Origin of the sequence: Kribbella sp. NPDC049227 (assembly GCF_043197265.1) — a bacterium.
Lineage (GTDB): Bacteria > Actinomycetota > Actinomycetes > Propionibacteriales > Kribbellaceae > Kribbella.
This window is the reverse complement of record NZ_JBICST010000004.1, coordinates 722,440-740,802: the sequence shown is the minus strand read 5'-3', so window position 1 is coordinate 740,802 and position 18,363 is coordinate 722,440. Positions and strand designations below refer to the sequence as shown.

Annotated in this window: 21 protein-coding genes; 14 read left to right on the top strand and 7 right to left on the bottom strand. The window is 68.9% G+C overall.

The genetic code is table 11. From position 1 onward, the window contains the following. Positions 1–33: 33 nt before the first annotated feature. Entirely contained in the window at positions 34–519 is a 486-nt protein-coding gene (locus tag ACGFH6_RS21350; RefSeq protein WP_393386320.1) for a trypsin-like serine peptidase, read from the top strand. Positions 520–542: 23 nt separating this feature from the next. Here ACGFH6_RS21350 and ACGFH6_RS21345 read toward each other — a convergent pair whose 3' ends face one another. Further along, a complete protein-coding gene (locus ACGFH6_RS21345; RefSeq protein ID WP_393386317.1) occupies positions 543–1,400 on the bottom strand; it encodes a DNA-formamidopyrimidine glycosylase family protein in 858 nt (285 codons plus the stop codon). A 151-nt stretch (positions 1,401–1,551) separates the two neighbouring features. Here ACGFH6_RS21345 and ACGFH6_RS21340 point away from each other — a divergent pair, with 151 nt between their 5' ends. Both ACGFH6_RS21340 and ACGFH6_RS21335 read left to right on the top strand, forming a co-directional pair. Next, entirely contained in the window at positions 1,552–1,692 is a 141-nt protein-coding gene (locus tag ACGFH6_RS21340) for a hypothetical protein (protein WP_165553432.1), read from the top strand. Positions 1,693–1,894: 202 nt separating this feature from the next. Then, the gene (locus tag ACGFH6_RS21335; RefSeq protein ID WP_393386314.1) at positions 1,895–3,073 is read left to right on the top strand and encodes a DUF418 domain-containing protein; all 1,179 of its coding nucleotides are present in this window, start codon (positions 1,895–1,897) and stop codon (positions 3,071–3,073) included. Between the two features lie 72 nt (positions 3,074–3,145). On the opposite strand, the gene ACGFH6_RS21330 is transcribed toward ACGFH6_RS21335, so the two are convergent. Then, on the bottom strand, positions 3,146–3,415 hold the full coding sequence (locus tag ACGFH6_RS21330) for a hypothetical protein (protein WP_393386312.1): 270 nt from the start codon (positions 3,413–3,415) through the stop codon (positions 3,146–3,148). Between the two features lie 82 nt (positions 3,416–3,497). Between ACGFH6_RS21330 and ACGFH6_RS21325 the strand changes: the two genes are divergently transcribed. From ACGFH6_RS21325 to ACGFH6_RS21300, 6 genes are all read left to right on the top strand, one after another. Then, the gene (locus tag ACGFH6_RS21325) at positions 3,498–4,451 is read left to right on the top strand and encodes a GlxA family transcriptional regulator (protein ID WP_393386309.1); all 954 of its coding nucleotides are present in this window, start codon (positions 3,498–3,500) and stop codon (positions 4,449–4,451) included. Continuing rightward, positions 4,451–4,876, top strand: a complete 426-nt coding sequence (locus ACGFH6_RS21320) for a GNAT family N-acetyltransferase (RefSeq protein ID WP_393386306.1) — start codon at positions 4,451–4,453, stop codon at positions 4,874–4,876. The genes ACGFH6_RS21325 and ACGFH6_RS21320 overlap by 1 nt, the downstream gene beginning before the upstream one ends. Positions 4,877–4,934: 58 nt before the next feature. After that, on the top strand, positions 4,935–5,627 hold the full coding sequence (locus tag ACGFH6_RS21315; protein ID WP_393386303.1) for a PadR family transcriptional regulator: 693 nt from the start codon (positions 4,935–4,937) through the stop codon (positions 5,625–5,627). Positions 5,628–5,784: 157 nt separating this feature from the next. After that, on the top strand, positions 5,785–6,768 hold the full coding sequence (locus tag ACGFH6_RS21310; protein WP_393386301.1) for an ATP-binding cassette domain-containing protein: 984 nt from the start codon (positions 5,785–5,787) through the stop codon (positions 6,766–6,768). Next, the gene (locus tag ACGFH6_RS21305) at positions 6,768–7,556 is read left to right on the top strand and encodes an ABC transporter permease (RefSeq protein WP_393386298.1); all 789 of its coding nucleotides are present in this window, start codon (positions 6,768–6,770) and stop codon (positions 7,554–7,556) included. Before ACGFH6_RS21310 ends, ACGFH6_RS21305 begins: the two co-directional genes overlap by 1 nt. A gap of 13 nt (positions 7,557–7,569) precedes the next feature. Further along, positions 7,570–8,574 carry an L-idonate 5-dehydrogenase gene (locus ACGFH6_RS21300; RefSeq protein WP_393386296.1) on the top strand — a complete coding sequence of 335 codons (1,005 nt, stop codon included), beginning with the start codon at positions 7,570–7,572 and terminating at the stop codon, positions 8,572–8,574. Here ACGFH6_RS21300 and ACGFH6_RS21295 read toward each other — a convergent pair. Continuing rightward, the gene (locus tag ACGFH6_RS21295; protein WP_393386294.1) at positions 8,557–9,636 is read right to left on the bottom strand and encodes an adenosine deaminase; all 1,080 of its coding nucleotides are present in this window, start codon (positions 9,634–9,636) and stop codon (positions 8,557–8,559) included. The two genes, ACGFH6_RS21300 and ACGFH6_RS21295, sit on opposite strands and share 18 nt — an antisense overlap. A gap of 76 nt (positions 9,637–9,712) precedes the next feature. Between ACGFH6_RS21295 and ACGFH6_RS21290 the strand changes: the two genes are divergently transcribed. Then, positions 9,713–11,560, top strand: a complete 1,848-nt coding sequence (locus ACGFH6_RS21290) for an ABC transporter ATP-binding protein (protein WP_393386291.1) — start codon at positions 9,713–9,715, stop codon at positions 11,558–11,560. Beyond that, positions 11,547–13,340, top strand: coding sequence for an ABC transporter ATP-binding protein (locus ACGFH6_RS21285; protein ID WP_393386288.1), 1,794 nt, complete (start codon positions 11,547–11,549; stop codon positions 13,338–13,340). Before ACGFH6_RS21290 ends, ACGFH6_RS21285 begins: the two co-directional genes overlap by 14 nt. Positions 13,341–13,347: 7 nt before the next feature. Here ACGFH6_RS21285 and ACGFH6_RS21280 read toward each other — a convergent pair whose 3' ends face one another. After that, complete coding sequence (locus tag ACGFH6_RS21280) at positions 13,348–13,821, bottom strand: nitroreductase family deazaflavin-dependent oxidoreductase (RefSeq protein WP_393386286.1); 474 nt, start codon at positions 13,819–13,821, stop codon at positions 13,348–13,350. A gap of 112 nt (positions 13,822–13,933) precedes the next feature. On the opposite strand from ACGFH6_RS21280, the gene ACGFH6_RS21275 reads away from it, so the two are divergent. Next, positions 13,934–14,626: a TetR/AcrR family transcriptional regulator gene (locus ACGFH6_RS21275; RefSeq protein ID WP_393386283.1), complete on the top strand. Its 693-nt coding sequence runs from the start codon at positions 13,934–13,936 to the stop codon at positions 14,624–14,626. Here ACGFH6_RS21275 and aat read toward each other — a convergent pair. Further along, positions 14,619–15,284, bottom strand: coding sequence for a leucyl/phenylalanyl-tRNA--protein transferase (gene aat, locus ACGFH6_RS21270; RefSeq protein ID WP_393386281.1), 666 nt, complete (start codon positions 15,282–15,284; stop codon positions 14,619–14,621). The two genes, ACGFH6_RS21275 and aat, sit on opposite strands and share 8 nt — an antisense overlap. A 148-nt stretch (positions 15,285–15,432) precedes the next feature. Between aat and ACGFH6_RS21265 the strand changes: the two genes are divergently transcribed. Together ACGFH6_RS21265 and ACGFH6_RS21260 are read left to right on the top strand one after the other, a co-directional pair. After that, complete coding sequence (locus tag ACGFH6_RS21265; RefSeq protein WP_393386278.1) at positions 15,433–16,128, top strand: hypothetical protein; 696 nt, start codon at positions 15,433–15,435, stop codon at positions 16,126–16,128. A gap of 5 nt (positions 16,129–16,133) precedes the next feature. After that, positions 16,134–16,520 (top strand): VOC family protein, encoded by a 387-nt coding sequence (locus ACGFH6_RS21260; RefSeq protein ID WP_393386276.1) that lies wholly within the window; start codon positions 16,134–16,136, stop codon positions 16,518–16,520. 3 nt (positions 16,521–16,523) lie between these two features. On the opposite strand, the gene ACGFH6_RS21255 is transcribed toward ACGFH6_RS21260, so the two are convergent. Continuing rightward, complete coding sequence (locus ACGFH6_RS21255) at positions 16,524–17,363, bottom strand: helix-turn-helix transcriptional regulator (protein ID WP_393386274.1); 840 nt, start codon at positions 17,361–17,363, stop codon at positions 16,524–16,526. Between the two features lie 41 nt (positions 17,364–17,404). Then, on the bottom strand, positions 17,405–18,331 hold the full coding sequence (locus ACGFH6_RS21250) for a hydroxymethylglutaryl-CoA lyase (RefSeq protein ID WP_393386750.1): 927 nt from the start codon (positions 18,329–18,331) through the stop codon (positions 17,405–17,407). Positions 18,332–18,363 lie beyond the last annotated feature (32 nt).

Below are 18,363 nucleotides of genomic sequence, written 5' to 3'. Positions count from 1 at the left end.
AGCGGTGCCGGTGGTGCGTGGCACTCGAACATCGTGTTCGCGCCGGCGTACTACAACGGCCAGTCGGGCTACGGCCTGTGGAACTGGAGCCAGGCGCGCACGTTCAACTCGTGGATGAACAGCAGCGACTTCACCCACGACCAGGCGTTCGTCACGCTGCAGCAGCGCAACGGCGCCAACCTGATCGACGCGGTCGGCGGGAACGGACTGGTCTGGGGCAACAGCCAGAACCAGCCCGGTACCCGGATCTGGGGTTGGCCGGCTGAGCCGCCGTACAACGGTGAGGTGCCGTACTACTGCGACGGCGACACGTTCGCGTGGGGCGGCTCCGACGCCGCGCTCACCTGCTCGATGAACGGGGGCGCGAGCGGCGGTCCGTGGCTGAAGGACCGGATCGACGCGAACCTCGGGTACGTGTTCGCGGTGACCTCGCGACGGACGACCAGCGGTACGCCGACGTTGCTGTCGACACCGAACTCGGCCGACGTGAAGACGATGTTCGACCTGATGACGACGTAGCAGCTATTTCAGGAGCTTGACGGCTATTTCAGGAGCTTGGACAGGCGGCGGTCGGCCAGCGGCTTGCCGCCTGTCTGGCAGGTGGCGCAGTACTGCAGCGAGGAGTCGGCGAAGCTCACCTCGCGGACGATGTCACCGCAGATCGGGCACTTCTGGCCCTTGCGTCCGTGCACCCGCAGTCCGGACTTCTTCTCCGACTTCAGGTCCTGGACCGCGAGCCCGGCGGACCGGTCGACGGCGTCCTGGAGGGTTTCGCGCATCGCGTCGTACAGGGTCTTCAGTTCGTCCTCGGAGAGATTCGAGGCGGGTTTGAACGGGCTCATCTTCGCGACGTGCAGGATCTCGTCGGAGTAGGCGTTGCCGATGCCGGCGATGACCGACTGGTTCCGCAGGACGCCCTTGAGCTGGACCCGGCCCTGGCGCTTGAGGATGTCGCTGAAGTCGTCGAGCGACAGGGTGAACGGATCCGGCCCGAGCCGCGCGATCCCGGGGACCTCGGCCGGGTCGCGGACGACGTACACCGCGAGCTTCTTCTGCGTGCCGGCCTCGGTCAGGTCGAACCCGGAGCCGTCGTCCAGCACGGTCCGCAGCGCGATCGGGCCCTTCCCCGGCCGCACCAGCCCGGTCGACTGCTCCTCCCGCCATCGCAGCCAGCCGGCGCGCGCCAGGTGGATCACCAGGTGCACACCCTGGGCCGAGATGTCCAGGAACTTCCCGTGCCGCTGGACATCGTCGATCAGCAGCCCGACCAGCGACGAGATCGGCGGATCGTACGTCTTCAACGCACTGATCGCCGTGATGTCCGCACGCACGAACGCCCGGCCGACGGCTCGCTCCCGCAGGAACACCGTCAGCGACTCCACCTCCGGCAACTCTGGCACCGTCCCAGTGTGCCCGAAGCCAGGGACAGTGTCTCCGCTCTCCCCACCCCACCCGGCCCCGGTCAAGTTCCGGGTTTCTCCGGTGAATCACCTATTGGAGACGCTTGTGTAAGGCGGCTACCGTCAGTGGCAACAGAGTAGGGAGGCCCTCATGGGGTTTGTGAAGACGTTGGTGAAGGGTGCCGTCGTCGCCAAGCTGGCCCAGATCGCGCAGCGTGAGCTGAGCAAGCCGGAGAACCAGCGGAAGATCAAGGAAGCGTTCCAGAAGGTGCAGCAGCGGCGGGCGCACTAGGCAGGCTTGTGGGCCTGGAGGGTGTAGGTGGCGGGGAGCCGGTTCGGATTCCCCGTCAGACGCCACTGTCCGGCCTCGCCGTACTGGCGCACAACCCGGCCACGCGATCCCGCGGATCATCCCCGGGGTAGGTGAAAGTCCACCCCTAGGGGAGGGGGCAGGGTGAGTGTGTCCGGGCGCTGAGGTTGGTGTGCTGGAGCACATGAGCCAGGGACTCGATCGGACGCGGATCCAGGACATCGACGCGCTGCGTGGTTTCGCCCTGCTGGGCATCTTGATCGTGAACATCACCTTCGCCGCCTCGGGCTTCCCGATCCACCTGGCCGAGGATCCGGCGTACCAGTCGTGGCTGGATCAGACGGTGCACTGGTTGTCGGCGACGTTCGTGGACATGAAGTTCTATCTGCTGTTCTCGTTCCTGTTCGGGTACAGCTTCCAGTTGCAGCTGGAGGCGGCGCAGAAGGCCGGCGCCGCGTTCAAGCCGCGGATGCTGCGGCGGCTCGGCAGCCTCTTCGCGATCGGGGCACTGCACGGGATCTTCCTGATCACCGGTGACATCCTCAGCGTGTACGCGCTGATCGGTCTGGTCCTGCTGGGCATGCGGCGAGTGTCGGACCGGACGGCGCTGATCGTCGCCGGCTCCATCTACGCCTACCTGTTCATCACGCTGGGTGCGGCGGCGCTGTTCATGGACACGTCGGCGGTCATCGACCCGACCACGGCCGTCGCCTCGGCGCAGCAGACCGCGGCCAACCTGGCCGGCTCGTTCAGCGATGTCATCGGCGAACATGTCCGGGCCATGCCGACGTACGGCCTGTCGCTGCTGACTGTGCAAGGCCCGACGACTCTGGCCGCATTCCTGATCGGCATGGTGCTCGGCCGCCGGCGGATGCTCGCGAACATCACCGGCACCGAGGCAGTACTGCGGCTGATTCAACTGCTCGGCTTCACCATCGGCATCACCGGCGGGATCGTCTACGCGTCCGCGGGTGGGAACGGCGACACAGGCGCCGTACTGACCAGCGTGCTGACCGCGCCCTTCCTCGCCGCGGCGTACGTCGCGACGCTGCTCAGGGTCATGCACTCCGACCGAGGGCAGGACGTCCGCCGATTGCTGGCGCCGGCCGGGCGGATGGCCCTGTCCAACTACCTCGGTCAGTCGGTGGCGACAGTGCTGATCTTCACCGGTGTCGGACTGGGCCTGGTCGGACAGGTGTCGCCGCTCGCGACCATGGGCATCGCGGTGGCGATCTTCGCCGTACAGGTGGTGCTGAGTCACCTCTGGCTGAACCGTTACGGCTACGGACCCGTAGAAGGCGTACTGCGGGCGATCACCAACGCCACCACGCCGACCTGGCGGCACCGGCTCAGCAGGGTTTGATCAAACAGGCGGGGTTTGATCAAACAGAGAGGCCCGCCGGGGAGTCCCCGGCGGGCCTTTCCGGTGTATCGGTCAGGCCGCGTGGCGGCCGTGGTGCGTGGTGAGACGGGCCCGGCGGATGGTGTGCACGGAGCCGGTGGTCGTCACGGGCTTGTGGTTGAAGGCTTCGGCCTTGCCGCCGAGGGCGAGCAGGTCGAGCTTGGTCCGGGCCACGTCGCGGTCGTCAGCCACCCAGGAACCGTCCGGACCGGTGGACGGACCGGTCGAGTGGCGCCTGTTGCTGAACTCCAGAGCCGCGATCACGGCCAGCACGAGTACTACGAGAACGATGTATCCGGTCATGGCAGTAATCATGCTACCAACTAGATCCCGCCACCACTGGCACTATTGACATAGTTCCACAAATTACTGCCATACTGGTTCCATGCTGGAAAAGATCGCGGTTGTCCTGATGGAGGACGTCGCCATGTTCGAGTTCGGGGTGGTGTCGGAGGTGTTCGGCCTCGACCGGACCGATGACGGCGTGCCCGCGTTCGACTTCAAGGTGTGTTCGACCACGCCCGGCCAGCCGCTGCGGAGCAGCAGTCACTCCGCGGTGATCGCGCCGTACGGGCTGGAGGAGCTCGAGGACGCCGACCTGGTCGCGCTGCCGGCGACGACCTGGCGGGAGGAGTACGACGAGCGCATTCTCGACGCGCTGCGGCGGGCCGAGGCCCGCGGGGCGATCCTGCTGACGGTCTGCTCGGGCGCGTTCGTGCTCGGCAAGGCGGGCCTGCTGGACGGGCGGCCGTGTACGACGCACTGGCGCTACGAGAAGAAGTTCCAGGAGCAGTTCCCGCTGGCGAAGCTGGATGCGGACGTGCTGTTCGTCGACGACGGCAACATCATCACCAGCGCCGGCACCGCGGCCGGGATCGACGCCTGCCTGCACCTGGTCCGCCGTGAGCTCGGCAGCGCGGTCGCGACCCGGATCGCCCGCCGCATGGTCGTCCCGCCCCAGCGCGATGGCGGTCAGCGCCAGTACGTCGAGGTCCCGGTGCCGGAGTCGTCGAGCGAGAGCATGCAGCCGGTGCTCGACTGGATGGTCGACAACCTGACCATCGAGCACACCGTGCCCGCGCTGGCCCGACGCGCCCAGATGTCCGAGCGCACGTTCGCACGCCGCTTCGTCGCCGAGACCGGCACCACGCCGCTCAAGTGGGTCACCACGCAGCGCGTCCTCCGCGCTCGCACCCTGCTCGAGCAGACCCGGATGGGCATCGAGCAGATCGCCGCCGAGTCAGGTTTCGGGACGGCAGCCTTGCTCCGCCACCATTTCCGTAGGGTGGTGGGCGTGCCACCACAGGACTATCGCCGTACGTTCCAGACCGCCAGCTGATGATCGCCTACCGCGCCGCCGTCGCTGCCGATGCCGACGAGGTGATGGCCTTCTGGGCCGTCGCCGCCGAGGACTCTCACCGCCCGCCGGATTCACCCGAGGCCGTGCTCCGGTTGATCGCCCGCGACCCCGAGGCGCTGATCCTTGCCGTGGACGACGACACGGTCGTCGGCTCGATCATCGTCGGCTGGGACGGCTGGCGCTGCCACCTGTACCGCCTCGCGGTCGCCCCAAGCCACCGCCGCCAGGGCATCGGGCGGGAGCTCGTCGCGCGGGCCGAGGCCCGGTTCGCGGCGTACGGCGGGACGCGGGCGGACGCGATGGTGCTCGACGACAACACCCAGGCACACGGTGTCTGGTCGACCGCCGGGTACGCGCCGCAGCCCGAGTGGTCCCGCTGGGTCAAGCCACTCTCGAATACTTGACACCGGATACCCTCGAGCTAATACTCGATTTCGAGTAATCGAGATCGAGGAGGGTCTGATGGCCAAGCGGAAGGTCGGGAATCCGCTGGCGTTCGCCGTGCTCGGGAGTCTGGGCGAGCGGCCGATGCACCCGTACGAGATCTCCACGACGCTCCGGGCCCGTGGCAAGGACCAGAGCATCAAGATGAACTACGGCTCGCTCTACTCGGTCGTCGCGGCGCTGGAGAAGAACGGCTTCATCGAGGCGCTGGAGACGGTCCGGGAGGGCAATCGCCCGGAGCGGACGGTGTACCAGATCACCGGCGCCGGGCAGGCCGAGTTCGACGACTGGCTGACCGAGCTGGTCGGCACGACCACCCGCGAGTTCCATCCCCTCGAGGCCGGCCTGGCGTACCTGCCGGCCCTGCGGCCCGACCGCGCGGCGGAGCTGCTGGAGCAGCGCGCCAGGTCGATCGACGCGGACATCGAGGAGACGACCGCACTGCACGAGCAGATGGCATCGATCGACTTCCCGCGCATCTTCTGGGTCGAGTCGGAGTTCCGGCTCGCGCTGCTCAAGGCCGAGTCGGAGTACGTGCACCAGCTCGCCGAGGAGATCCGCACCGACACGCTGGGCGGCTCCGCCTTCTGGCGCAAGGCCTGGAAGCTCTTCGAGGAGGACGGCATCACCCCGGCCGAGCAGCTCAAGGACCCGGTCAAGTACTTCGGGACCGAGTTCGAGTGGATGCGGGCGATGCCACCGGACGCCTAGTAACAGTACGAGACGGCCCCCGACCCACGGTGCGGCAACACCAGGGCCAAGGGCCGCAGTTCCTCGAGTCGGTCCGAAGACCTGGCACCCAAGGCGCAACCATCAGGATAGCCAGCAGCGGACCGGCTCCCATCACCCACAAGGGAGTCACCACATCATGGTTACGCACGCCCTCGAGGCGGTCGACCTGGTCAAGACGTACCCGGCCGGCCGCAAGAAGCCTCCGCTGCGGGCACTGGACGGGCTGACGTTCAGCGTCCCGGAAGGCATCGTCCTCGGCCTTCTCGGCCCGAACGGCGCCGGCAAGTCCACCACCGTCAAGATCCTCACCACCCTGTCCCGCGCCGACTCCGGTAGGGCGCGAGTCGCCGGGTACGACGTCGTCCGCGAGCAGGACCAGGTCCGCCACGCGATCGGGTACGTACCGCAGAAGTCCAGTTCCGACCCGATGGCCACCGGCGTCGAGAACCTCGTGCTCAGCGGCCGGATCTACGGCCTGTCCCGGGTGGACGCCGTACGCCGGGCCGCGGAACTGCTCGAGCGGTTCGGGCTGACCGAGTTCGGCGATCGTCAGGTCAAGACGTACTCCGGCGGCATGCAGCGCAAGCTGGACGTCGCGCTCGGGCTGGTGCACCGGCCGCGCGTGTTGTTCCTCGATGAGCCGACCACCGGGCTCGATCCCGAGGCCCGCGCCGACCTGTGGAACGAGGTCGGCCGGCTGTCCGGTGACGAGGGTCTGACGGTGCTGCTCACCACCCACTATCTGGAGGAGGCGGACCGGCTGGCCGGTCAGCTCGCCATCGTCGACCACGGCAAGATCGTTGCCGAGGGCACCCCGGAGGCGCTGAAGGCGGAGCTGCGCGGCGACTCGGTGCATGTCGAGCTGGTCGACCCGGACCTCGACGGCAGCGTCCGCGCGCTGCTCAGCGGGCTCGCGGGCGTCGGCGAGATCGTTGTCGAGGGCAACGCACTGCGCGCCCGGGTGGACCGAGGTGCGACCGCGGTTCCCGCCGTACTGGGAGCCCTTGAGGACAAGGCGATTCCGGTCACCGCGGTGACCGTGTCCCGGCCGTCGCTCGACGACGTGTACCTGCAGTACACCGGACGCACCTTCCGTGCGGTGGAAGGGGAGGCGGCGTGATGTCGACTGCGGTCCCGGGATTCACGTCGCACACTCGCTTCATCACCGGCCGGTGGCTGCGGGCGCAGTACCGGCAGCCGGCGCTGATCGCGTTCACCCTGGTCCAGCCGGCGATCTGGCTGCTGCTGTTCGGGCAGCTGTTCAAGGGCGTGGTGAACATCCCGGGCTTCAGCGATTCGTCGTACATCGCGTTCCTGACGCCCGGGATCGTGATGATGACCGCGCTGATGACCAGCGGCTGGAGCGGTACGACGTTCATCGCGGACATGGAGCGCGGCGTGATGGACCGGATGCTCGCCTCGCCGGTCAGCCGTGGCGGCCTGATGGCCGGTCAGCTGATCAGCAACGCGACCACGACACTGATCCAGACCATCCTGGTGTTCGCGATCGGTATGGCCGCGGGCGCCCGGTACGACGGCGGCGCGGCCGGCTACCTGGTCACGATCGGGGTGTCGATGCTGGTCGGGATCGGGTTCGGCTCGCTGTCCAACGCGGTGGCGCTGCTGACGCGGCAGCAGGAGGCGCTGATCGGGATCTCGCAGTTCGTCTCGCTGCCGCTGACGTTCATGTCGTCGATCATGATCGACCCGTCGGTGGCACCGCACTGGGTGAACGTCGCGGCGCGCTTCAACCCGGTGGACTGGGCCGCGATCGCCGCCCGTCAGGCCCTGGCGGCCGATCCGGACTGGTCGTCGGTCCTGCGCCACTGCGGTTTGCTGCTGGCTTTCACCCTGTTCGTCGGCTGGCTGTCGACGCGCGCATTCCGCACCTACCAGCGCTCGGTGTGAGCATGATCGGTGCATGAGAGCAGTCGTGGTCCACGGACCGGGTGACGTACGGGTCGAGGAACGGCCCGATCCGTCGCCCGGTCCTGGCGATGTCCTGGTGGCGATGGAGTGGGGCGGGGTGTGCGGGAGCGACATCTCGTACGCCCTGCACGGTGCGTCCGGGACCGCCGAACTGCGCCATCCCTTGGTGCTCGGGCATGAGGTCGCCGGGCGGGTCGCCGTACTGGGGGAAGGAGTGACGTCGTACGCCGTTGGCGATGCGGTGACTGTGCATCCGGCGACTCCGTCGGACGAGCCGCTGCCCGCACGGTTGATGGGGCGGACGAATCTGCATCGCGAGGTGCGCTATCTGGGGTCCGCCGCGTTCGATCCCCACGTCGACGGCGGCTTCTCGACGTACAAGGTCGTCCGGGCGTCGCAACTGCGCCTGCTCCCGGCCGGCGTTTCCACTCAGCTCGGCGCGTTGGCCGAGCCGCTGGGCGTGGCGCTGCATGCGGTCGGGCGTCTCGGTCCGCTGGACGACCGCGAGGTGCTGGTGAACGGCGCCGGATCGATCGGGTGCCTGGTGGTCGCGGCTTTGAAGGCCCGCGGCGCGGGCCGGGTGGTCGCGGCGGATGTGAACACGGCGGCGCTGCAGCAGGCACGGGCCTTGGGCGCCGACGAGGTGTTCTCCTCGACCGAGCTGCCCGAGGACGTCGAGCTCGTTGTCGAGGCATCCGGCGTACCCGCTGCCCTCGGTCCACTCCTGCACGCCACCGCGCGCGGCGGGACCGTTGTCCAGGTCGGCAATCTCCCGGGCGCTCCGACCCCGGCGGTGCTCGCCGATCTCGTCAGTCGTGAGATCACCTGGACCGGCTCCTACCGCTTCGTCGACGAGATCACCGAGGCAGTCGAGCTCCTTGCCAAGGGCATCGATCTGTCGCCGCTCATCGCAGGGACGGTCGACCTGGACGACGCTCCCGCGGCGATCCGGGCGGCCGGATCCACCGCGGGCAAGACGCTACTTCGCCTCGGTTAGGGCTTCGGCGTACCAGGGCTTGATGATCTGGTCGATGATCGCCAGGCGTTCGTCGAAGGGGAGGAACGCGGACTTCATCGCGTTGATGGCGAACCAGCGGAAGTCGGCCAGGCCGTAGTCGAAGGCCTCGGCGAGCAGGGTCAGTTCGCGGCTCATCGACGTACCGCTCATCAGCCGGTTGTCGGTGTTGACCGTGACCCGGAACCGGAGTTCGGCGAGCAGGCCGATCGGGTGGTCGGCGATCGACTCGGCGGCGCCGGTCTGCAGGTTCGAGCTCGGGCACATCTCCAGCGGGATCCGCCGGTCCCGCACGTACGCCGCCAGCAGGCCGAGGTCGGCCTTGCCGGTGTCCGGGTCGTAGTTGATGTCGTCGATGATCCGGACGCCGTGGCCCAGCCGGTCGGCGCCGCACCACTGGATCGCCTGCCAGATCGACGGCAGGCCGAACGCCTCGCCGGCATGGATGGTGAAGTGCGCGTTCTCCCGCTGCAGGTACTCGAACGCGTCCAGGTGACGGGTGGGCGGGTAGCCGGCCTCAGCACCGGCGATGTCGAACCCGACCACCCCGTCATCGCGGTACGCGACCGCGAGCTGGGCGATCTCCATCGAGCGGGCCTTGTGCCGCATCGCGGTCAGCAGTTGGCGCGCGACGATCGGCCGTTCCGCTGTCGCCATCCCGTGCTCGAAACCCTCGCGGACCGCATCGACGACGCCCTCCAGTGACAGCCCGCCGTTCAGGTGCTGCTCCGGCGCGTACCGCACCTCGGCGTACACCACGCCGTCCGCGGCGAGGTCCTGCACACACTCGCTCGCCACGCGCTTGATCGCCTCGGCGTCCTGCATCACCGCGACCGTGTGCTCGAAGGTCTCCAGGTACCGCTCCAGCGACCCCGAGTCCGCCGACTCGACGAACCACTCCCCGAGCTCCCCGGCATCGGACCGCGGCAGCACATGCCCGATCTCCTTCGCCAGCTCCAGCACCGTCTCCGGCCGCACCCCACCATCCAGGTGGTCGTGCAGAAGAACCTTCGGCGCCGCGCTCAACTGCTCGGGAGTAATCATGCCGCCATGGTGCCAGCAGCGGCGGATCCGGCAAACGTTCAAGATTTCCGTCGGTGCGGCGTGCCATGGTGAGGAGATGATGAGCCGCCTGCGTCGCCGCCCCGAATGGCAGTTCTTCGCGGTTCTGCCCAAGGCGGATCCGGTACTGGCCACGGTCTGGTGGCTGCTGCTGCTGGCCCGCGGCGCGCTGCCCGCGGTGTTCGCGATCGCGATGGGGTCGATGGTCGGTGCGGTCCAGCACGGGTCTGCTCTGGCCGCTCCGCTGACCTTCATGGGTACGACGTTCGTCCTGCTCCAAGTGCTCACCCCCGTGCACCAGGCCGTCAGCGCCAACCTCGGCAGCCGGGTCGCCGCCTGGCTGAACGACGCGCTCGCGGAGGCCTGTGTGGGACCGCCGGGGATCGGCCACCTCGAGGACCCGGAACTCACCGAGGACCTGACCGTGGCGCGGGAGTTCGACCGCGGCCAGACTGGGCCACCGATGTACATGAACGTGGACTTCGCCGCGGGCGGCCTGGTCGAGCTCGCCGGTGGTGTCGCGTCCGCGGTGGTGCTGTTCGGGTTCAACTGGTGGGCGCCGTTGCTGCTCGTTGGTGCCTGGTCGGCGACCCACTGGCTGCTCCGGGAAAGTGGTGTCTGGCGGGACCGGAACACGACCGAGGTTCGATCGGCGCAGCGGCACGCCGACTACGCCTATCGGCTCGCCGTCGAGCCGGACGCCGCGAAGGAGGTGCGGCTGTTCGGCCTGGCCGACTGGACCGTGCAGCGGTTCACCGATCGGCGGCGGCGGCTGTTCGAGTTGCAGCACGCCGCGACGCGGTTGCGCGAACGCCCGATGATCTGGTGTCTGCTGATCGTCACAGTGGCCAACGGCCTCGTCTTCTGGGCGCTCGGCGCGGCCGCGATCGACGGCCGGCTGGACCTCGACCGGCTGGTGGTCTTCGCCCAGGTCGCGATCGGGGTCAGCATGATCGCGTTCGGTGGGCTGAACTGGGTCCTCGACGGAGCGGCGGCACCAGTGGTCGCAGTACAGCGGCTGGAGCCCGCGATGGCACCGGCCGGTGCACTGACGTCCGCCCGGCGACCGGCCGGTGATGCGACGCCCGAACGCCGCGGAGCGGTCGGTGATGCGATGCCCGTACGCAGGGGAGCGGTCGCGATCGAGATCCGTGATCTGAGCTTCCGGTATCCGCACGCCACCCAGCCGGTCTTCGACGGACTCGATCTGACCGTGCCGGCCGGCTCGTCGCTGGCCGTCGTCGGCCAGAACGGCGCCGGCAAGACCACGCTGGCCAAGCTGCTGTGCCGGTTGTACGACCCGGACGCCGGATCGATCGAGGTCGACGGGGACGACCTGCGTGACCTCGACACCGACGGTTGGCGGACCCGAGTCGCCGCGGTCTTCCAGGACTTCCTGCGGCTCGAGCTCCCGGTGCGGGACAACGTCGCACCGGCCGGTGCTCCGGAGGCGGACATCCTGGCCGCACTCGCGGACGCCGGTGCCGGCGACCTGGCCGGCCTCGACACCCGGCTGGCCACGGGCTATGGCGACGGCATCGACCTGTCCGGAGGTCAGTGGCAGCGGATCGCACTGGCGCGGGCGCTGTGCTCCGTCCGGCAGGGCGCCGGGCTGGTGCTGCTCGACGAGCCGACGGCCCAACTGGATGTCCGGGGCGAGGCGGCGATCTTCGACCGCATCCTGACCGCGACCCGCGATGTCACCACGATCCTGATCTCGCACCGGTTCTCGACCGTCCGGCATGCCGATCGGATCTGTGTCCTCGAGGCCGGCCGGGTCGTCGAGCTCGGCAGCCACGAGGAACTGATGGACCTCGGTGGGCGGTACCGGACGATGTTCGATCTGCAGGCCCAACGCTTCACCGCGGAGGTCGACGAGGAAGGGATGAGCTATGACACGCTCTGATATCGACGACCTGCCCAAGGCCCTGCCGGCGATGTGGCGGCTGTGCCGACTGGGCTATCAGCACGAGCCGAGGCTCCTGGTCTTCGCCTTCGGGATGACTTTGCTGGCCGCACTTCCGGACGCGTTGCTCGCGTTGTGGCTCGCGGTGCTCGCCGAGGGTGTTCTGCAGGACGACCGGCGAGCCGTTCTGCTGGCCGTGAGTGGGCTGGCGGTCTCCGTCACGGCGACCTGGTTCCTGCGAACGCTGTCGGCCCGGGTCTCCCGGCGATTCCGGGACCGCGTCACGATCATGCTCGAGGCCCACGTGGCCCGGCTGCAGGCGTCCGTCGCCACCGTCGAGCACCACGAACACCGCGACTTCCTGGACCGCCTGTCGGTCCTGCGCAAACAGGTGTTCGTGCTCGACCACATGTACATGTCGCTGTTCTCCACCTGTGGCTGGATCCTGCGACTCGGCGTGACTGTCGCTCTGCTGATGTCGATCGATCCGGTGCTCGTACTCCTGCTGGTGTTCGCTCTGCCGACCGTCCTCAGCTCGACCTGGCGGCCGGGCGTCGAGCGCGCGGTCGAGGAGCGGTACGCCGCCAACAGCCGCCTGGCCGAGCACCTGTTCAAGACCGCGACCACACCCGCTCCCGGCAAGGAGGTCCGCGTACTCGGCATCGGCCGCGACCTGGTGGTGAACCGTCGTCGCGAGTGGGAGCGGTGGTACGCCCCGATGGCCGCGGCCCGCTGGACCAGCGCCGCCTGGCATGCCGCCGCCTGGGCCGTGTTCGGCGCGGCCTACGTGGGTGCCGTGCTGTACGTCGCCTCCGGGCTGAACGGCTCGGTCGGTCAGGTGTTGCTGATCCTCGCGGCCGGTGCGCGGTTGTCGTCGTACATCGGTGCGACAGTCGGCGAGATCGGCTTCCTGCGCGGGATCTGGCTGGACGGATCCCGGCGGCTGGTCTGGCTGGAGAACTACGCGGCCTCGTTCGACACCACCGCGGATCTGGCTGCGCCCGACCAGCTCACCGACGGCATCCGGCTGGAGCACGTCTCGTTCGCGTACGCCGGATCCGAACAGCTTGCGCTGGATGACGTCGAGCTGCGACTGCCGGCGGGCAAGGTGATCGCCGTCGTCGGGGAGAACGGCGCGGGCAAGTCCACCCTGGTGAAGCTGATCTGCAAGATGTACGAGCCGACCGATGGACGAATTCTGGTCGACGGCCTGCCACTGGACCGGATGCCGGCCGAGGCCTGGCGGCTGAAGATCGCTGGTGCCTTCCAGGACTTCTTCCGGTTCGAGTTCAGGGCCGACCACAGCGTCGGGCTCGGGGATCTGCCGAGGCTGGACGACGAAGCGGCCGTCACCTCCGCTGTCGGCCGGGCCGGTGCCGAGGACGTCGTGGAGCGGCTCGACGCCGGGCTGAACACTCAGCTCGGTTCCACCTGGCCGGATGGAGCCGAGATCAGCTTCGGGCAGTGGCAGAAGCTGGCCCTGGCTCGGGGCTTCATGCGGGACCGGCCACTGCTTCTGGTGCTCGACGAACCGACCGCCGCGCTGGATGCCGAGACCGAACACGCCCTGTTCGAACGGTATGCGGCGGCGGCCAGGAACAGCTCGGACGGACGGATCACGATCCTGGTCTCACACCGCTTCTCGACGGTGCGAATGGCCGATCTGATCGTGGTCCTGGACGGTGCCCGGTTGGTCGAGACCGGAACGCACGACGAGCTCATGGCGCGCAACGGCCACTACGCCGAGCTGTACCGGATCCAGGCCGCCGCGTACCACTGAGGCCGGCTCAGGCAGCGTGGATCTTGAAGACGGGGACGCCGGGGGCGATGTGGAGGAGGGTTTCTTCGGGGGAGTTCTTGGTGACGTCACCGGAGAAGAAGGTGCCGACCTCCCAGGCCCACTTCTTCAGGTAGAGGCGCAGGACGGGGAGCTTGTCGGCGTCGGGGACCTCTTCGGCGCGGAAGGTCTCGATCGTGCGGCCCAGTTGGAGCCGGCCCTCGTTGCTGGCGCGGAGGTTCTTCACCCACTGGGTGTGGCCGCGGGGCGCCACCAGGTAGCGCTGTCCGTCGAGGACCAGGAGGTTGACGGGGGTGCTCCGCCAGTCGCCGGTCTTGCGGCCGCGGACCGACAGGACCCGGCTGCCCATCAGGCTGATCCCGAGCTTGGTGAAGCGCGCGACGATCCGGTTGAAGATCCGCATGCTGCCGTCGGCGGCGGTGATCACGCGGTTGGCGTCGTAGGTCTGCTTGTACTCCGGCATCGTGGTGCCCCTCCAAGTCTGCGAGAGCGGTGCTCTCTGTTGTGATCAGTGAACACCGGAGCAGCGCTCCCTGTCAAGAGCACTGCTCTCGGTTTTGTGGCACACTGCCTCTATGAACGCCGGACGCACCGCACGCGAGAGAGCCCGCGCCGAGCTGACCGAGGAGATCAAGGCGGCAGCCCGCCGGCAGCTCGCCACCGAGGGAGCCGAGTCGCTGTCGCTGCGCGCGATCTCCCGCGAGCTCGGCATGGTGTCGTCCGCCCTGTACCGGTACTTCCCGAGCCGCGACGACCTGCTCACCGCCCTGATCATCGACGCGTACGACGCTCTCGGTACGGCGGCCGAGTCGGCCGCGGCGAAGGACTACGAGCACCCGATCCAGGCGTGGCTGGCGGTGTGCGCCGCTCTCCGCGAGTGGGCACGGGCCAACCCCCACGAGTACGCCCTCATCTACGGCTCACCGATCAGTGGCTACCAGGCACCGCAGGCGACGGTCGAGCCCGCCGCGCGGACGCCGATCGTCCTGCTGCGAATCGTCAGCCAGGCCCACGCGGAAGGCTGGCTCGAGCCTCCCGGCGACGCGCCGGAGCCCACCGGCAAGCTGCCCGAACAGCTCGACGTGATTGCGGCGATCGCTCCCGGCGTACCGCACCGGATCCTGCTGCGAGTGGTGATCGCCTGGACGCAGCTGTTCGGGATGATCAGCTTCGAGCTGTTCGGTCAGCTGGTCGGGACGATGGATCCGGCGGACGCCTTCTACGACTCGGCAACCCGGCAGATGGCGACGTTCATCGGCCTCAGCTGAAGGCCTTGGGGAGCGGCACTGTGACGGCCTGCGCGACCCGGCGTACATAGACCTCGCGTGGAATCGAGACGGCGCCGAGCGTCGCCAGGTGGTCCGTCACCCATTGGATGTCGAGCACCCGGTCGGCGGCGTACTCGTCGTCCAGCAACTCGATCAGCCCGGCCACCGCGGCCTTCGACCCGTCGGTCTTGTGGTGGAACATCGACTCCCCGGCGAACAGCCCGCCGATCGCGACGCCGTACAGGCCGCCGGCGAGCTCGTCGCCGTCCCAGGCCTCGACCGAGTGCACCCAGCCGAGCCGGTGCAGTTCGGTGTACGACGCGATGATGTCCCGGTCGATCCATGAGCCGGGCCGGCGCGGATCAGCGCAGGCCCGGATGACCTGGTCGAACGCGGTGTTGACCCGGATCTCGAACTTGCTCCGGGCTCGCCGCACCGTCCGCGACGGCCGGTACCCGGCCACCTCGATCACGCCCCGATCGACCGGCGACCACCACAGCACCGAACCGCGGTGGTCCGGCATCGGGAACAGCCCCGCCCGGTACGCCGCCAGGATCGTCCCCGGAGCCAGATCCGCGCCGCCCGCGACCACGTCACTCGACCCGGCGACCGCCACCGGCGGAAACTCCCAGACAGACCCAGCAGGCTCGACAGGCACCCCTCCATCCTGGACCACGCCGCACCGACCGCTCCCACCAGCCACCTAGGGGACACCAAGGGTTTCTCCCGAGTGGCGGCGCTCCGGGAGCCACGTAGAGTTGAAGCACACCCCGACTCCGTCGCGGGGAGGGGCCGGAAGGAGCACCGTGGCCGGAGTAGCCAGGTTCGTCGCCAGCAGTCTCGCGCCCGCCGCGCAGCGGTTCGCACCGCAGGCCGCGGCGGGTGTCTTGCGTCAGATTCTCGAGGTCGCGATCGACGGCTACCAACGGTTCCCCGGCGCGGAGCAGGTCGCCGAGGCCAAGCTGGCGAGAGTCGAGGGTGATCCGCAGCTCGCGATCGACGCGGTCATCGACCAGCACATCCGGCTGGCCGGCCTTCAGGGCTTCGTCACCAGCATCGGCGGCCTCGTCACCTTCCCGGTCGCCTTGCCCGCGAACATGACCGGTATCGCGATCGTCCAGGCCCGCATGGTGGCCGCGATCGCCCACATCCGCGGCTACGACCTGGACGACCCGCGGGTTCGCACCGCGGTCATCACTTGCATGCTGGGGGAGGACGGCGTCTCCGACCGGCTGAAGAAGTCGAGCCTGCCGACGTCGCCGCTGGGCATCGCCACCGCCCCGGTCTTCGACCCCGAACTGGACCGCCTGGTGTCCGGTGAGGTCGTCGGGGAGCTGATCGCCCGGATCAGCGGCAAGCGGATGGCGCTCACCGTCACCCGCCGGATCCCGCTGCTCGGTGGCGCGGTCGGCGCCACCGTCGACGGCTTCGCGACGTACCGGATCGGTCAGTACGCCGACAAGAGCCTGATCCGGCGCATCCGCCGGCCGATCGAGCCCTGACGAGCGTGGTCGCGCCGTTCTGGGGGCCGACGCTCGACTGTCCGGATCCGCTGGAGCTGGGCGAGTTCTACCAGCGCGTCGCGGGTGGTGAGCTGGCCGTCGTCCACGAGGCGTTCGTGGAGCTGAGGTTCGAGACGTACAGCATCGGCTTCCAGCGCGACCTGAACTACCGGGCGCCGACCTGGCCGGATCCGCGCGTGCCGCAGCAGTGCCACCTCGACTTCATGGCGGCGGACCTGGACGCGGAGCAGGCCCGCGTCATCGAGGCGGGCGCGACCCCGACCGTTCTCCAGCCGGAGCCGTCGGTGTTCCGGGTCTTCCTCGACCCGGCCGGACACCCGTTCTGCCTGACCACCTGGCGCACGCCCAGCGGTCCACCCATGTCCCGCTGACCGTCAGACCGCGGCCGACTCCACCGAGCGGCGGGTCATCGGAAGCCGGCTGCGCGTCTCCTCGTCGGCCGGTGTCTCGACGAACAGCACCAGATCCGGATGCGCGGGCACGGCCAGCTCGGTGACGATGAGATGCAGCTCACCGGCGACCGGGTGCAGGATGTGGCGCGGACGTGGACTGCACGCGGAGACCTCGTGCCGGGACCAGAGCTGAGCGAACTCCGGACTCAGCTTCTGCAGCCGCTCCAGGTCCGTCTCCCAGTCGGGATCGCCGACATGTTCGCCGTACGCCGACCGCAGCCGGCCGACCAGATACGGGACCTCGGTGTCGTAGTTGAGCAACTGCTGCCGGGAGGTCGGCTCGGTGACGATGCACCAGAGCAGGTTCTTGTGGATGCAGGGCAGTGCATGCCAGTCGTGGAACAGATCGACGTACGCCGCGTTGGTCCGGACGATGTCGAACCGGGTGTTCGTGATCACCGCGGGCAACGGGTCGAGCGCGCCGAGGATCTCGGCGAAGACCTGCTCGTTCGCGCACAGGCTCGTGCTCGGTGGCCGCGCCGGAGTCGCCTCGGCCAGGCGATACAGGTGTTCGCGTTCGATCGAGCTGAGTCGCAGCGTCCCGGCGACCGCGTCGAGCACCTGCCCGCTGGCGTTGATCGGCCGGCCCTGCTCGAGCCACGTGTACCACGTCACACCGACCCCAGCGAGCTGAGCGAGCTCCTCACGGCGCAGCCCGGGCGTACGACGCCGCCCGCCGGCGGGCAGGCCGACGTCCTCGGGGGACACCCGGGCGCGCCGCGCCTTCAGGAAGTCCCCGAGCTCGGTCCGGCGGTCAGTCACCCGACCATCCTGACCGCATCTACCGACATTTTCCCAGCGGATTACCCGGCGAGCGCCTGCACCACCCGGCTCGGCGACGGCTTGCCCAGCTGACCGGCCATCCAGACGCTGGTGGCGACCAGCTTCTCCAGGTCGACGCCCGTCTCGATGCCGAGACCGTCGAGCTGCCAGAGCAGGTCCTCGGTGGCCAGGTTGCCGGTCGCGCTCTCGGCGTACGGGCATCCGCCGAGGCCGCCGGCCGAGCTGTCGACCGTGGTCACGCCGGCGCGGAGCGCGGTCAGCGTGTTGGCGAGAGCCTGGCCGTAGGTGTCGTGGAAGTGCACAGCCAGCTTGTCGACGCCCACCCCAGCCGCACCGAAGGCGGCGATCAGCGCGGTCACCTGACCCGGCGTCGCCACACCGATCGTGTCGCCGAGGGACAGCTCGTGGCAGCCGAGCTCGACCAGCCGCGCCCCGACCTTCACGACCTGGTCGATCGGTACGTCGCCCTCCCACGGATCGCCGTAGCACATCGACACGTAGCCACGGACCGTCAACCCTTCGGCCCGGGCACGGTGGATCGTCGGGGTGAACATCGCGAACTGGTCGTCCAGCGTGGAGTTCAGGTTCTTCGCGGCGAAGGTCTCGGTCGCGCTGGCGAAGATCGCGATCTCCCGTACGTTCGCGGCCAGGGCCCGGTCGAGGCCGCGCTCGTTCGGGACCAGGACCGGCGCCCGGACGGCTTCCGGCAGATCCAGCCCTTCGAGCAGTTCCGCGGCGTCGGCGAGCTGCGGCACCCACTTGGGGTGCACGAAGCTGGTCGTCTCGACGGTCGTCAGCCCCGCGTCCACGAGCCGGTGGATGAACTCCGCCTTGACCGCCACGTCGACGATCGCGGACTCGTTCTGCAGTCCGTCGCGGGGACCGACCTCGTAGATCGTGACCCGGCCGGGCAGTCCGTCGGCCCGCTCCACCTGCGGCTTCCGCATGTCCTTGCCCTCCGTACCGCCGACAATGGTCG

Bases quoted from the DNA above. Each gene is read 5' to 3' on its own strand.
- ACGFH6_RS21330 (WP_393386312.1), bottom strand. From the start codon at position 3,415: ATGACCGGATACATCGTTCTCGTAGTACTCGTGCTGGCCGTGATCGCG.
- ACGFH6_RS21275 (WP_393386283.1), top strand. From the start codon at position 13,934: ATGAACGCCGGACGCACCGCACGCGAGAGAGCCCGCGCCGAGCTGACC.
- ACGFH6_RS21325 (WP_393386309.1), top strand. From the start codon at position 3,498: ATGCTGGAAAAGATCGCGGTTGTCCTGATGGAGGACGTCGCCATGTTC.
- ACGFH6_RS21250 (WP_393386750.1), bottom strand. From the start codon at position 18,331: ATGCGGAAGCCGCAGGTGGAGCGGGCCGACGGACTGCCCGGCCGGGTC.
- ACGFH6_RS21320 (WP_393386306.1), top strand. From the start codon at position 4,451: ATGATCGCCTACCGCGCCGCCGTCGCTGCCGATGCCGACGAGGTGATG.
- ACGFH6_RS21310 (WP_393386301.1), top strand. From the start codon at position 5,785: ATGGTTACGCACGCCCTCGAGGCGGTCGACCTGGTCAAGACGTACCCG.
- ACGFH6_RS21305 (WP_393386298.1), top strand. From the start codon at position 6,768: ATGTCGACTGCGGTCCCGGGATTCACGTCGCACACTCGCTTCATCACC.
- ACGFH6_RS21290 (WP_393386291.1), top strand. From the start codon at position 9,713: ATGATGAGCCGCCTGCGTCGCCGCCCCGAATGGCAGTTCTTCGCGGTT.
- ACGFH6_RS21280 (WP_393386286.1), bottom strand. From the start codon at position 13,821: ATGCCGGAGTACAAGCAGACCTACGACGCCAACCGCGTGATCACCGCC.
- ACGFH6_RS21285 (WP_393386288.1), top strand. From the start codon at position 11,547: ATGACACGCTCTGATATCGACGACCTGCCCAAGGCCCTGCCGGCGATG.
- ACGFH6_RS21340 (WP_165553432.1), top strand. From the start codon at position 1,552: ATGGGGTTTGTGAAGACGTTGGTGAAGGGTGCCGTCGTCGCCAAGCTG.
- ACGFH6_RS21295 (WP_393386294.1), bottom strand. From the start codon at position 9,636: ATGATTACTCCCGAGCAGTTGAGCGCGGCGCCGAAGGTTCTTCTGCAC.
- ACGFH6_RS21315 (WP_393386303.1), top strand. From the start codon at position 4,935: ATGGCCAAGCGGAAGGTCGGGAATCCGCTGGCGTTCGCCGTGCTCGGG.
- ACGFH6_RS21300 (WP_393386296.1), top strand. From the start codon at position 7,570: ATGAGAGCAGTCGTGGTCCACGGACCGGGTGACGTACGGGTCGAGGAA.
- ACGFH6_RS21335 (WP_393386314.1), top strand. From the start codon at position 1,895: ATGAGCCAGGGACTCGATCGGACGCGGATCCAGGACATCGACGCGCTG.